The organism is Allorhizobium sp. Av2 (genome assembly GCF_021462805.2).
Classification (GTDB): Bacteria; Pseudomonadota; Alphaproteobacteria; order Rhizobiales; family Rhizobiaceae; genus Allorhizobium; species Allorhizobium vitis_G.
Map to the genome: position 1 here is coordinate 1,174,995 of NZ_CP192697.1, position 14,241 is coordinate 1,189,235.

At 57.1% G+C, this 14,241-nt stretch carries 9 protein-coding genes; all 9 read right to left on the bottom strand.

Annotated elements, in window-relative coordinates; translation table 11 throughout:
• Window positions 1-37: 37 nt before the first annotated feature.
• Complete coding sequence (locus FS819_RS23050) at window positions 38-4,699, bottom strand: hypothetical protein (protein WP_234624637.1); 4,662 nt, start codon at window positions 4,697-4,699, stop codon at window positions 38-40.
• Complete coding sequence (locus tag FS819_RS23055; protein ID WP_234624638.1) at window positions 4,699-7,896, bottom strand: transglycosylase SLT domain-containing protein; 3,198 nt, start codon at window positions 7,894-7,896, stop codon at window positions 4,699-4,701. The genes FS819_RS23050 and FS819_RS23055 overlap by 1 nt, the downstream gene beginning before the upstream one ends.
• Window positions 7,897-7,913: 17 nt before the next feature.
• Window positions 7,914-8,414 carry a hypothetical protein gene (locus FS819_RS23060; protein WP_234624639.1) on the bottom strand — a complete coding sequence of 167 codons (501 nt, stop codon included), beginning with the start codon at window positions 8,412-8,414 and terminating at the stop codon, window positions 7,914-7,916.
• The gene (locus tag FS819_RS23065) at window positions 8,401-8,775 is read right to left on the bottom strand and encodes a hypothetical protein (RefSeq protein WP_234624640.1); all 375 of its coding nucleotides are present in this window, start codon (window positions 8,773-8,775) and stop codon (window positions 8,401-8,403) included. Before FS819_RS23065 ends, FS819_RS23060 begins: the two co-directional genes overlap by 14 nt.
• Complete coding sequence (locus tag FS819_RS23070; protein ID WP_234624641.1) at window positions 8,775-11,444, bottom strand: phage tail protein; 2,670 nt, start codon at window positions 11,442-11,444, stop codon at window positions 8,775-8,777. Before FS819_RS23070 ends, FS819_RS23065 begins: the two co-directional genes overlap by 1 nt.
• Complete coding sequence (locus FS819_RS23075) at window positions 11,444-12,109, bottom strand: phage connector family protein (protein ID WP_234624642.1); 666 nt, start codon at window positions 12,107-12,109, stop codon at window positions 11,444-11,446. The genes FS819_RS23070 and FS819_RS23075 overlap by 1 nt, the downstream gene beginning before the upstream one ends.
• A gap of 12 nt (window positions 12,110-12,121) precedes the next feature.
• Window positions 12,122-12,604: a hypothetical protein gene (locus tag FS819_RS23080; protein WP_234624643.1), complete on the bottom strand. Its 483-nt coding sequence runs from the start codon at window positions 12,602-12,604 to the stop codon at window positions 12,122-12,124.
• 71 nt (window positions 12,605-12,675) lie between these two features.
• On the bottom strand, window positions 12,676-12,996 hold the full coding sequence (locus FS819_RS23085; RefSeq protein WP_071201358.1) for a hypothetical protein: 321 nt from the start codon (window positions 12,994-12,996) through the stop codon (window positions 12,676-12,678).
• Window positions 12,997-13,084: 88 nt separating this feature from the next.
• On the bottom strand, window positions 13,085-13,918 hold the full coding sequence (locus tag FS819_RS23090) for a phage capsid protein (protein ID WP_234624644.1): 834 nt from the start codon (window positions 13,916-13,918) through the stop codon (window positions 13,085-13,087).
• Window positions 13,919-14,241 lie beyond the last annotated feature (323 nt).

Consider the following 14,241-nt stretch of genomic DNA (forward strand, 5'->3'; position numbering starts at 1 on the left):
ACATCGAGGCCAGTTGGACAAGCGGGGGCTCGTCGGATTAATTCTGGAATTCGCGCTCGAGCGCCGGCCTCAGAATGCCGTTGGTACCAAACCGAATTCCGGGAAGCGTTGCACCCGGAAGATTTCGCATTATACGGCCAGCGTCAGATTTTTGCATGTCTCTTTTTGCCAAACCCACACCTAACATTCCAAGATCCTGGATTGTCTGGACAGACGGTCCGGCAAGAGCGCCAACCCAGTTGCGGGAGGTGTAGCGATAGGTTGGGCCGCCAGCGTCCTTGTCGCCAAGGGCGGCCCCCAGCGCATCGGGAAGGCCCGGAATATTGCCGCCCCATTCCTGCGCCACCTTGCTTGCCGTGTTGCTGGTATCCATCAGCAAGGCAAAGACGCCGGACCGGTCAATGCCGTTCGAAATCCACTTGCCCGGATTATCAAGCATCTTCTGCGCACCATCCATGTCACCACGGGCAAGGGCCGCAAGGTAGACACTCAACATGCCCAGCGCCCCGACACCCACCAGATGCTCAAGCAGTCGATGCTGGTTTTGCTGCAAGCCATTCAGCAGCACACGGCTATGGGCCGCCATGATGAAGCTTTTGAACTGGAGCATGACACGTCCCCAGTTTGAGCGCATGAACAACGGCGTGTCACCGATGCCAGCCCGCGACATCACGGTTTGATCAACGAACTTATTCATGGCCGCCGACCAGGCCTTGCGAGCCTGCACGTCTTCCCAATTCATGGCGTTGGAAATGCGCAACGATCCGTCGTCAACAGCGTGCTGCCGCAGCATCGCGGCGATCCGCATGGCGCCGTCCTCATTGATGCCCAGATGAGCCAGCAATGTCCGATCATCGGGCTTGAGCCGCCCAAAGTCCGCCACGCGCTGCGAACGCCCAGCAATCTCGACATCCTGCACGGCATCGGCAATGGCCTTTTGCAGCCGGTTCGAATTGACGCGGTAAGCCATGGTCCGCATCCAGTCGGAGACCTGCGCACCGAAGGAATATTTGGCAACGAACCGGGCCGAGTTTTCGACCGCCCGGGTAAATGGATTGCCGGGGCGCAGCGGATCGACCAGTTCGGCCCGGCTCATCATCTGGGCTTCCATGATGCTTTCGACCGCCACGCCCATTTCCCGGGCTTCTGCCTTTGTCATCGATGCATAGCCGTCGCGCTTCAATGCACTGGCAAACATCGCCGTGGAATCCGCCATCGTCCGACGCAAGCCGTTTTTGCCGAGGATACCACCGACGTCCTGAAAACTGTTCAGCGCCAGAGAACCCATCTTGGTGGCAAAGTTGAATGCGGTCAGGGTGCGGGCTGCTTCCGTTGCCCATCCGGCACCGGAGTGCTTGGAATATTGGCCGCGCAGAATATCGCGCATCGCCATCAGGTCCGCCTTGTCCTTGTTCATCCGTTCGGCCAGGTCAAGCCGTTCTTTCTGGGTCTTGGCCTTATCGATCAACCCATTGTAGTCCTGCACCAAGCGCGTGATCTGGTCTTTCAGATCGGCCCGGCCAAACCGCTTTGTCAGTTCGATCTCGGCACCCACGACGCGCGAATACTTTTCAACGATCTTGCGCGGATCGTTTTCGAGATAGGGTTCAACCAGGTTATCCGGAATATTGAACGTGCGTTCTTTCAGCGGCCCAGCTTTCGCCGGCACGATCCAATCCGGCACCTCCGCAAGGGCGCCCTCCGGATCGAGACCGGTAAGCTTGCCGAATACCGATTCAACAATGTCATTGACGTAATCGGCTTCGTCCTGTTCATCCATGAATTCCGGCAGCTCTTCCGACTGCTTGGGCATAAGCTTTTTCAGCCGTTCGGTTTTGACCTTGGCCTTTTCCTCACGCTCGCGGAATTTCCGCAAATCCGATTCCAGCTTCGGAAACTCCGCATCGAGTTCCGGCGGCAGCGGGCTTTGTTTTTCGAGGCGCTTCAAGGCATCGAGACGGCTTTCCACCCGCGTTATGTTGTATCGTGCGTCCCGGTATTCCTTGCGGGCGTTGGCGAAATCAACCATCTGTTTGATGCGAGGCGAGGCCTGCACCTGGCCAAGGTTCGCCTCATTGCCAGAGATCTCGTCTTCCAGCGCCCGCAGTTGCTCAAGGATGTTGCTGGCTTCTGCCTTGGCAATCATATGCTCATTGCGAATGCCATCCGTCATGGTGTCGAAACGCTCAAGATCGGCAATCAGTTTGTCAAGCCGTTCAATCTCAGCATCATCGACCTGATCGCGGGTCTTGAGCAGTTCCTTCTGCTTTTTCGACGTCTCGATATCATGGGCCGATAAATCAGTCTCGGCCTTGGATATCCGTTCATCCAGCGCCAGCAGCCGACGTTCCCGACCGGTGACATCATTGATCCGGGCGCGAATGTCCTTGATCCTGGTATCGGGTGAAAGGCCCACACCCTCAAGCCAGTCGACAAGGTTCTCTTGCGCTATGCTGTTCTTGTCGATCGCCGCCAGTTGTTCGGAGCTGCGCAGCGGCCGACCGGCAGCCTCTTCGCGCAGCGCGTCAAGGATAGCCTGTTGATCGACATAGCCGTTTGCATCTTTCGGCAGATTGGCAAGGACGGGGAATTCCGACCCAACAAGATTGTCAACCGCACCAATACCACCTTCTTTGGTAAACAGGCCGGGATAGGCTTTGGGGTTGATATCCATCTTGGCCAGCTCATGGGCCAGCATGGAGCCACGGCGCACACCGCCACGGGTTTTCAGAATGTCGATGACGGGATTGCTTGGGAAATCCTTTTCGACATTGCGCCGCGCATGGCGCACGAAGTCCATGAACGTGTCGTCATCAGCAGCACTTTTCAGCGCCTCGACAACGGTATCATCCGCCCGCGAATACAGTTCCTTATAGCGCTCATCTTCCAGCTTGCGCAGGCCATCAAGCTTGCGTTGACGCTGGGCAGCGCGATCCTGCAAGAAAGCATCCTGGCGTTCATCAACACCGGCAACGCCCTTGGCAGGCTTGTCCGACGGCGCGCCGGAGCCATAGCGCCGGGCTTCAATTTCCTTGATAGCGTTCAGCTTGCCGTCACGCACCTTTTGCCGGGAGGATAGACGATCCTCATAATTAGCCAGCCGCTCCGAAGCCTTGCCATACTTCTCGTCGACGTCCATGGCCTGGACAACCTTGCGCCCAAGCTTGATTTCCTCAGAGCGCGCCTTTTGCGCGGCAACGACGCCCTGAAAATAGTTCTGGAAAATCTGCTTGACCCGGGGAGCATCGGCCATCAGCTTGGCCTTGTCCCAATAGCGCGTCACATAACTGGCCGCCGTCGTCGTCTTGACATCCGGCGGCAGCATTTCTAGCTGCTTCATTTCGATCAGCATGGGATCATAAAGCCGTTCGCGCAGCGATTCCGCTGCTTTTGTGATTTGCGGCACGCCAGCAGGATCAGCATCGCCACGACGGGCGGCCTTTGATACCCGCTCGCCAAACTCATCTTTGGTCAGCCGCCCGCCAGCCTTGCGGAAATCCTGGTAAAGCTCTTCAAATTCCTTCTGCCAGCTAGCAGCCTGCCCCATGTAATAGCGCGTCCCGGATTCGGCATTGGTGCCGAGGGTGCGGCCTTCCATGTTGGCAGCGGTATAGATCGGGTTATCCAGCATCATCGCTGCTGTTTCGCGCACCACTTGTGACGGACTGTTCATCAGTCGCAGGTTTGGCGACAATGGCGCCGTGGCATCCATGATCTTGCCGCCCAGCCAACCAAAAAATCCCTGCCGGGCCATGCCCAAGTCTTCGCGCGTCATGGCAGCATCGGCAGCCGCAGCACCGACACTGCCCTTGCCACCAAGGAACGTTTCGCCATTGTCAGGCCGCACGGCACCGGGTTCAAGATCGTCACCAGCGCGAGCCGCCATATCGTCGATCGGACGACCTTGCGCATCGAGGCGGGCGCCGTCCACAGTATCAAGCGGGCGATCCATGGACCGGGCGCCGGAGATAAGTGCGTCTTCCCCGTCACCGACCCGCATTGCATCGTCGAAAGCACGGGATGCGGCGGAAATCTCGTCATTGCTCAACCATGAGCCCATGTGATCACCGGCCCGGCCCAGCATTCCCGCCAGGATGGTTGAACCACCGATCGCACCGCCAAGCAGACCAGCACCGATAATGTTGGCGCCACTCTCTTCCATGGTGCGCGTCTGCTGGACGGTTTGCAGCGCTGCTTCATTGGCAACGGTCGACAAAGCAGCATCGCCAGCCATGAAGCCAACCCGAGCTGCGCGTCCGGCAGTAGCAGCAGGCGCAAACGGGCCAAGCGCCATGGACGCGGCCAGCGCTGCCGGATCGGTCAGTCCGCCGATTATACCGCCAAGCAGGCCCGGCACGATACCACCCGCCGACAGCGTCTTGCGGTCCTCGTTTTCCTGATCGATTTGCTGGCGGACGGCATCCCCCATCTGCTTGTTATAAGCTTCCGTGAAAGCGGCAGGGTGCTTTTGGACATACTCTGTCAGATCCGGATCATGGTAGGGATTATATTCCGGATTGGGCTTGTAGAAATTTTCGTCCACGCCATCGGGTAGGGCGGAGATATAACTCACCAAACTGTTGGATTGCCGCACGCCAGCTCCGACAGTTTGGCCGAAACTAGGACCGCTGTCATAAGGGGACAGCTCCAGAACACTCCCCTGTGCATCACTCAGATTTTTGAAATCAGAAATAGGCATTACCAACCCCCAATGCCGTTATTGGCGGGGATAGGCCCGCCGAATGCCGCGTTGTTTTCTCGTGCCTTTTTGCCCATGTAATCCCGCATCGAGCCAACGGTATCAACAACTGGGCCAGCAACGGGGCCAAGGTCTCCGGTCTTGATATCGGTGCGAGTACGATCAATTGCATCTTGAGGCATAGGAGACATCCCAACATCTGACGTCGACCCAGAATTGATCATATCGGAGATGCCTTGATCTCTAGCGCGATTGGCCTGCCATACCGCTTCATGTTCAGCAATCACCTTCGCTCTGTGCTCTTTCTCAAGTTGCATATCCGGGCTAAACCGCTTGCGCCACACCTGATAAGCGCCATGTTCATCCCTGAAATAGACACGGTATGTGGGGCGTTCTCCACCCCTTAAATTATCCGCAGTTTCCAAATCGGGTTGCAAGTAAACAACAGGACTATCAGTTACTTTGATCCCGGCTTTTGCCTGCGGAGATTGCTGTGGGTCAGGCACTAGCCCGTTCTTGATCAAGAGGTCCGTGGCTTGATCCTTGATCCAATCCCATTTGCCATCAGGATCAGCCGGGAAATGCGCCTCTGGTGGATTCTTCACCAACACGTTACCACCCGGCACCAACGTCGATACGGCCCATCCAGCACGTTTCATGTCATTGACGGCGGTTCTCTTCGCCGCATCCATATCGCCACCATTTTCAACAAGCCGATCCTCGACAAACGTGCGGTAGTCGGAAGCCACGACAGAATTCGCCACAGAAGGAATATTGACCGAAGCCAGTTCAGACGCTTTATCGCCTTGCGTTCCTGGCGTGGAAAATCTCCCCTCGACACTCTTGAGCGCAGACGCAAAGTCAGAAGAATCCAGCTTCTTCAAATCTTTCGAATAGGCCTCGACAATAGATTTTCTCTGCAAAGCCCGGGCCGGGTCGCGGCTATCGACGACGCGCTGCGCTGCCATGGCATCGGAAAAGCCGGCTGACCTGTAATGATCGTAAAGCTCAAAATCCTTCTGCTGGCGATCATTGAACGCTTGCGCATATCCAGCCGGTGCCGACTGGCGAACGAACGCCATGGTGTTGAGCGCGTTCACGGCGCTGTTGGCGTCGTTCATCGCAAGGCCCATCGTGACGCGATCCTTGACCTGCGTTGGCACGACACCCGTCCTGGTGACGATATCGCGTTCCATGGCCGTGCGCTGCTGGCCATTATTGCCAGCATTGGTCATGGCCTGGTTATAGAAGCCGTCAACACCTTTGCGGATTTTCTCATCCTCTGGATTGAGAACGCCGCCGGTCCCGGCCATGACTGCAGCCACCTGCGTTTGGCTGAAGAATTTGTCACGGCCTTCGCGCAGGGTATTGAGGATGGATGCTTTTTGGCCGTTATCAAGCAACGCATCATCAATGATATCCTTGGCATTGACGCTCGCTGGATCGGTGGCAATCTTTAACTGCCAATCATCCTGCTGTGACGCCTTCTGCTGGGCAATTTGCTGGTGATATTGGTTTTGAAAATTCATGGCGAGAGCATAGCGCTTGTCAGGGTCGAGATCGTCAAACCGCCGATCGGCGGATGCGACCTTGACCGGCTTTCCTGCCCGGGCGTCGGCATCCTCGATATGCCAGTCCTCATTCGAGAGCGGCACCGACAAGCCAAAGTCACTGGCATTGGCGCGCACCCAATCCTTGACCGCTTGTGGTGCCTTGGCCAGGCTTTGCCTATTCCATGACAGATCGGCCGCATCGCCTTTCTGATGCTGGCTGTAGCCGGGCTTGGCCACCCATTGCGACATGCCGGATGATTTAAACCGATCGGCCCACTTCTCGCCAGCGGCTTGAGGGCCGAGGCTTTGGACATCCTGCTGCCATGCGGATCGATCGTCCGCATTGAAACCATATTTGCCCATGGATTCGGATATGATTTCCGCCTGACGCTCCGGCGGGCGATAGGCAGAGAACAGGCCGAGGCCCTTTTTGATGTCATCCGGCGCGCCATCGAACATGCGATTGAGCTTGACGGCAAAGCCGTCATTCAATCCGTCAATCGCTTCCGGCCCCTTGTCCGTGCGTGACAGCAAGGAAGCCTTGGCAGTTCTAACGTCTTCCGTGGTGATCGTGGCGTTGGCCATATTGCCAAGCACCTTGGCCTTATAGGCGCGGGTTTCCGCCGGCAGAACACTGTCATCTTTGCCTGACGCAATCCACTTAGCCGCAACGGATGGGCCAGCATTATAGGCGACGGCAGCAGCGGCATAATCGCCGTCGTAGTTCTGCATCTGCTGGTCGAGATAATAGCGACCATACTTGCGCGAGACGTCCTCATTCTTGAGGTACGTCTTTTGTTCTTCTTCCGTTCCGTTGATCGGGAATTTGCTGTCGCCCAACGCCTTGGCGATGTCGGCGCCTGTCTTGGGCATGACCTGCATAACGCCCGACGCACCCTTGCTGGATTCGGCGTCTGCCTTGCCCTTGCTTTCAGCCCATTCCGTTGCCCGATAGAACGCCTCTCGCGGATCAACACCGCGTAGAGCTTCGATCGTGCCTTGCGGATTCAATTGATACTGCCTTTGGGCCAAAGTCTCAGCAATCGCTGGCTTGAACTTGTCGAGCAGCACCGTCCGTTGCTCCGGTGGCAATGGTGCCGATGAAATCAGATCTTCACCTAAACGTCGCGCGGTATCGTAATCCTGACTGCCAGTCAGGACACCATTACGATACGCGTCAAGGCTATCGCCGGCCTGTTTTATGTTCGCCGTATCGCGAGCCGCAGTTTCGTATGCATTCGCCTTATTTTTCAGTCCTTCGACAACATCCATCTGCCGCGAAGCCATGATCTGTTGCCGCCGCCGGTCAAGACCTCCGAAATTTTGTTCCGCGAACTGATTGGCGCTTTCTTCCAATGGTTTGGACACGCTTTGCGTAAGACCGGCACCGGATGAATCTCCGTTGCGCCGTGCGTCTTCTAACTGTTGGTTGACGTTCTGCTGCCATTGCGCAAACTTCGCTTGCACATCAAAAACAGCCTGTTGCTGTTCTTGCTCATGAGCGCCGTCCGCAATTTGCTGCACGGCCTGGCCGGCGGCAGCCATGCCTTGACCGACTGATACTGAAACGCCACTACCATTCGAGCGGCCCGAATTATAACCGCCCTGCTGGATATCCGCAGAAGTAGGAATGCGCACTGCCATTTTACCAATCCACCTTTTTAGCCATAAGGCTTGACGATGCCTGTACCCTGACCACCTTGCTTTGCCGGCTTACCGAACCGATCAAAGATTGTGGCACTATTACTTAGCGTCGACGACACGCCGCCAATAATGCCATTCGTCAGAGCGTTCTTGCCGCTGATTTCCGCCGCCGAGGCCTGCGCATCATAGCCGCGCTTCTGCTGTTCGCCCTTGTACATTTCGGTACGACCAGCCAGATCCGTCTGCTGATAGGTGTCGCTCATCATGTCGATGACACCAGGGTCCGCGATGGAGCCGCCAGAACCGGCAATGGCTGCCCGCTGCCCGCTCATGGTGATCTTGCCTTGGCGGTATTTTTCCATGGAGGATCGTTGAGACGACGCGAGCGCTTCCGTGCCTTGCTGGCGCAGGTTTTCAGCCTGGTACTTGGCATTGTTGTTTGCCTGCACCCCGCTGACAATGGAGCCAGCGCCGCCAAGGCCCGCACCAAGCAATGCAATTGTTTCAAGCCCGCTCATATTGCCACACCTCTTGCCCGTTTTGCATCCATTCACCCGTCGGATGCATCCCCATATGTTCCAGCATGTCACGCGCCCGAGGGATGCGCGCATCAAGACTGCACCTGACCACCATCGCCCCATCTTCGACGATGGACCGGAATATACCAAGAACATGCCGGAACAGCGATGGGCGCCGGGCGCTGGGCTGGACTTCGAGGAATCCCCACCAGTGACCCGGCTCGACTTCGATGAATCCGCCCAGCCCGACGACGCGCAAGCCACGCCGCATGACCTTGCATTCAAAACGCTGGTTGATCTGTATCGGCCCATAGAAGGCCGCTACATCCATATCCGTCGCTTTTTCCACCCGGCAGCGCATCAACCGTTCGTTTCCACCTTCATGACCAGGCTTGCCGTTGTCATCGGATACGGCGTTTTGTGCTCGATACAAACGCGGCTGTCTGTGTCCCAATCCGAACTGATGGACGTCAGGTCCGCGTCATAAGTCTTGAGCAATGTGTTCGGCTCCAAAGGCTTCCCCTTGCTCGTAACCGTCAACCGGCGCAGCGTGTCGAAATCCTTCCCGATCCGCAGGCCGTCCATCATGGTGTTGACCAAGGCAAGCCCCAGCAATGGAACCTTTTTTCGCATGAACAGCGCGGTACCGCCACCGGCACCATAGGCCAGCTTTGTGGTTTTCCACCGGCCCCGGTATGGGAGACCAATCACGACGTTTGTTTTGGCCTCAGTCAGCACAACCTTGCCGTCCGTGACGGTATAAAGATTGTTCTGATCGTGGATCGCGGCACCGTTTGCCCACACTGTGACATCCAGCCCATCGAGGTGCGGCACGGAAAATTCAGTGGCGGACGCCGTGAAACGGGTAAAGCCATCTGCCAGGCACTGGACGGCACCGCCCCGGCATTCTTTCAGCATGGCCAGTTGTTCGAACCGCTTTGTTCCGTTGCGCTCGACATCGAACAAAACAGTGTCTTGCTCGAGCTTGCGCACCACGCCAACCCGCTTGATCAGGCCATCGGTTAACACCCGAGCCCAACCAAGCACCTGGTCAGATGGGGAATAGGTCAGCGTGCGCGCCTCGCCATTCTCCAGGATGAACCATATCACGGTATCGGGCCGCCGCTGGACGGCAATGTCGACCACGGGAGAATTGTCAAACAGTTCCTCATGAAGGGCCAGCAGATCCGTCGACGTGTAATCGGTGCCGTTTTGCGCCCATGTCAGGCGAAAGACGCCAACACCCGTTGCGTCAATGAAGACGCCATCCGTGTCGCACTTCACCGCACGGATGCCATAACAGCCTTTTGTCGATGCATTGACCGGAAACCAATTCGTCACTGTCAATGCTTCGTCGAAGGACGATGACTTGACGGAGATTTCCGCCACATCCGTTCCGACGATCAGCCGTTGCAGCCCAAGAAACCACAGGACGCCCTTGCGCGAGTTACAGCCAAAGCTGCGCGCGATCGGCGCGGAATCGCCTTCCTCTGTGTCATCAAAGGATTTGTAATCATCGGATATGGACCCATTGCCCATATCGCCGGTTCCCCAGAAGACACGTCCGCCAAAGACCTGCACGCCTGTTGGCCATCCATCATAGTCGGACCAATAGGAATAATCCCAATCCGCCGTCGCATCGAGGGAGTAGAACCGAGAGATAATGTCAACTAACGCTTCGGTTGAGCTGTTGATTTGCACGACACGCGCAATGCCGGTATTGCTGCCGCCTGAATACGTCAGCGACGTGACAACGGTACCGCTGGTATAGTTGCCGGACTTCACAACGAAACGGAAATATTTGATCACGTTGTCGTCACTATCGGTGTAATTGCCCGATGCGGCACCGGTATAGGATGCAAGATCCACCCAGCCCGTCGGATTGCCAGACCCATCGTCGACAGACCGTTGAAGCCATACGGTCGCACTGAATGTGCCTGACACCGAATAAGAGAACCGTCGGGCAGCATCAACGCCGGAAATGCGGATATAATCACCCTGCACATCGCCCGATGAAAAGTTTTCAAAGACGGCCTGACCACTTTGTGTGAGGCGAAAAAGACGGCCAACCATGCCAGCGCGGAAAAAGTCCTGGCTTGCCGTCATGAGCTGGAAATTGAAATAACTTGCCGGTCGCAACGTAATGCTGCCATCGTAAAGCTTGAACGGGCCGTCGTCGCTTTCATAGCGCGCAATGCCCCACGACAGGCCACTATCATCAATCTGTTTGATTTCGCGCTGCTGGTACGAGCCCGAGGCAACATAGATCACACCATTCGACTGATCGTAACGGATGATGTTGGCGGCAAGATCATCGCCAGTCCATGGCGTCACCAGCGCCAACTGCCCAGCGACATCAATCGTGCAGCTCTCGACATACACATTGCGCCGCGTGTCGTGATACAGCTCGACATAGACGTTTGATCCGGTCGGAATGAACGCGATGGAATGATCGCCCGGGGGAAGGGATATGCCATTGATCAGATCGGTGCCGCCGCTCGCGGTGCCGAGGTTGACGATCACCGTCCCCCATTTCACTTTGATCCGCAGGCCATGCACCTTGCCCTGATCGGCCCCGGAAACGCCGATCGTCTGCTTGGCGCTGGCCCGGCCATTGCCAAAGCCGATCAATGCCAGCGTTCCGCTATCAACAGACGCCGTTGACGTGCCGGTGCTGGCATTCGTCCAACCGGTGAAGGAATTGAAATCGCCGTTGGTAATGGCCGTTGACACCGCGACACGGTTGATAAACGAGCCGTTCTTCAGGATCCGCATCGCCAGATTGGAGAGAACAGGCATGTACGTGTCGGCACCGCCATAGGCATATTCGAGGAACATCACTTCCCCGATCGTGTTCTTCATCAAATGTTCCATGCCGGGCCGCACCGTCATGGAGCCGACAACACGCGGCAGGATGTTTTCATAGAGCGCGCCGGAAAACTGCATGCGCTCCAGGTCGAGGCGCGATAGCGCTTCCTCCCCGACTTCGCCGCCATTGACCGAATAGATTGCTGCATTGGTGACTGGCATCAGACGTCCCCTTCACCGGGAGTGATCTCGGCATTGACGCCACCGCCAAGCGAATTGCTCGAGCTGCCAGGGCCACACCACCCGCCCTGCCTGGCCTTGATCCAGGAGCCGCGCCCGATGCTCTTGTTGTTTTCGTTGCGGGCATCAATGTTCTTGGCCAGCAGCAGCGTTTTTGTAGCCCGTTTCTCGATACGATCCTGCATGTCACTGCTACCGGTCAGGGACCCGCATGTGGTGAAGGCGAGATGAGCAACGACGAATTCAGCGAAAGCCGGTGGCCAGGATGCAAATTCAGTCGTTGCCGCGCTGCTGATATAGATCAGATACAGAGGATCGGCATTGGCATGCAGTTGCCCGTCCTGATCGGCAAATTCGCGGAACTGTTCATTGCGCGGATTGACCGTGCAGCCCACAGAAACAGTCCGCAGATAGTCGTCAGGGTAATCGAATGCGTTGGCAAAGCCGGCAGAACCGGACCCCGACGGCGACAAGCTGGCAATCTTTTTCGCAAAGTTCCAATCACCACGGCTGAAGGCCTGATCAACAACGGCATCCCACACGACATCGAAGATATATTTCGGTTCGACGTCATCGTCCGTGCTGGTCATGACCGCCCGGCCCATAGCAATGAGCGCGCGATTCCAGATTTCCAGTTTTGTCGCCATCGGTTCAGTTCCTTACTTCTCGGCAAGTTCCGGCATCGGTGCCGTCGTCAGCGTGGCGTAATATTCCTTGGCTGCTGCCCAGGCTTCTTTCTCCGAGGAGAAGCCATGCTTGACGATGTCGACACCCTTGCCAGTCGGCATGCCGAACCGCCATTGATGCTTGGGACCGCCAAAATCGACCACAGGCGGCGGCAAGGTAGCGGGCGTGCGCATGTCTTCGTCCGGCACTTCGTAGTGCCGCAGCAGCCGCACATGCGCCGTGCTTTGCGTGATCCGCTCAACCCGCACTTCGCAGTCAAGCTCAAGATCATCGGACAAGACGATGATCTGCATCCGGGGACGGAGGCGGCTCAAGACGTTGCGGAAGAACAGCGGATGCATGACATGTTCGATAGTCGTGCCGCTCGGCACCCGGGCCGCCAGCCGGTTGACCTCGAAATCTGCCTGATTGACCGATGCATCGGAGACCGACTTAAAATCTGTTGGAACGCTCATCGCGTTAACCTCTCTGGAAACGAAAAAGGAAAAGCCCGCGCCTCATCAGCGCGGGCCAGTTATTCAGCCGATCAATCGGTATCGGTTGCGGTGATTGCCAGGCCGTCGGTCAGGTCGACGCCCAGCGTATCGGTGCCAGTACCGACATCGATGACCCAGCACATCACAACGGACGTGGGGCCAGCGGCGAGGTTACCGGCAGTGTTGAGGGCCGCGCCGATGCTGACATAGACGACATCGCCTTTGCGCATGCCCTGCCGAACACCATCCGAAATGTAGTTGCTGGTATTGACGTCCGCGATCGCATCGACGGTCTGCAAATTCCATACGTTGCAGCCGCCGCCAGATGGAGCGCGGACGAGAAGGCGTAAGCCTTTCTTGTCATAAGCCATTGTCTTTTCCTCTCAAGGATTGGGAAGTGCCGGGCAAAGCCACGGCAGACGAATGGCGCCCCGACGCCAGCGCCGGGGCGCCGCGTCATCAGGCGATAACGGCGGTATCGTCGGTGTAGAGCTTCATGACGCCGGCCTGCTGAAGGATCACGGCGCCGTCGAAGATCGTGTGACGGGAATACGAATAATCGTCCTCGTCGTTGTAACCGGCAGCAACCTTCACATCGCCTTCCGCAATCGAGTGACCGATTGCGGGTTTTGCGAAGATCAGGTTGGTGGCCTTGTTGGTACCGACACCGGGCAGGCCGGTATGCTGCATATGCAGCGCGCCGTTCCAGAACTTCGGCTTGTCGATGGCAATGCCGTTCAGCATTTTCATGTCGACATAGTCGGCATTGATGAACTGATCGAAGGTCATCAACTTGGCCCAGGCCATTGGCGTCCACAGGCAAGTGATCTCATTGCCGGTCATGACGTCGTTCTGGAACAACTTGGCCATGAAGGTGGTTGTGGTGCCGTAGGTCAGCGTCACAGCATTTGCATTGTATTCGTTGGTCGCGGTCTGGAGCGTCTCGATAATCGTGTAATCGACTTCTCGAGCCGCCGTTTCCGCACCAGCGTTCTGCATCGCGGTGCGCAACGGTGCCGGGCAAGTGAAGATATCGAAGCCCGTGCGCTCTTCCTTCGAGTGCTTTTCTTCGAGATCGACCTTGACCAGGCTATCGGTGCGCTGGCGCGATGGAATGCGACCATCAGAACCGCGCCGGGTCATACGACCGGCAGCGCCCTGGATGGGGAAGTAAGCCGCTTTGCCATCGCTCATGACCTGCTTGGTCACACGGCTCTTCAGAATGGTTTCGCCGCGCTGAAACGCGACAACCCATTCCGAAACGTACTGCTCTTTCGAGATAACGTAAGTCATCCGGAAATCTCCGTTTCAAAGTGTGGATTGAGGGTTCAGAGCCGCATGAAGGATGCCGCCCACATTGGCGCGGGATGCCGTGAGATCACCACAAGGATGGCTCACGGGGCCGCACCGCCGCTTTTACGGGGCTTCATTCGGACATCATGGAAAGGAAGGGTGCGGGGCCGTTGCCGGGATGCCGCAAGGCAGTCTCACCAGGGCGACCGGATGAAGGATGCCGCTTTCGCGGGGCTCCATACCGATCGTCTGGGCATTATCGCCGCGCCGTTTCCGGCGCCGTGCGAGAGAGTATCAACGCCGAAACCGGCGCCAGTCTATGC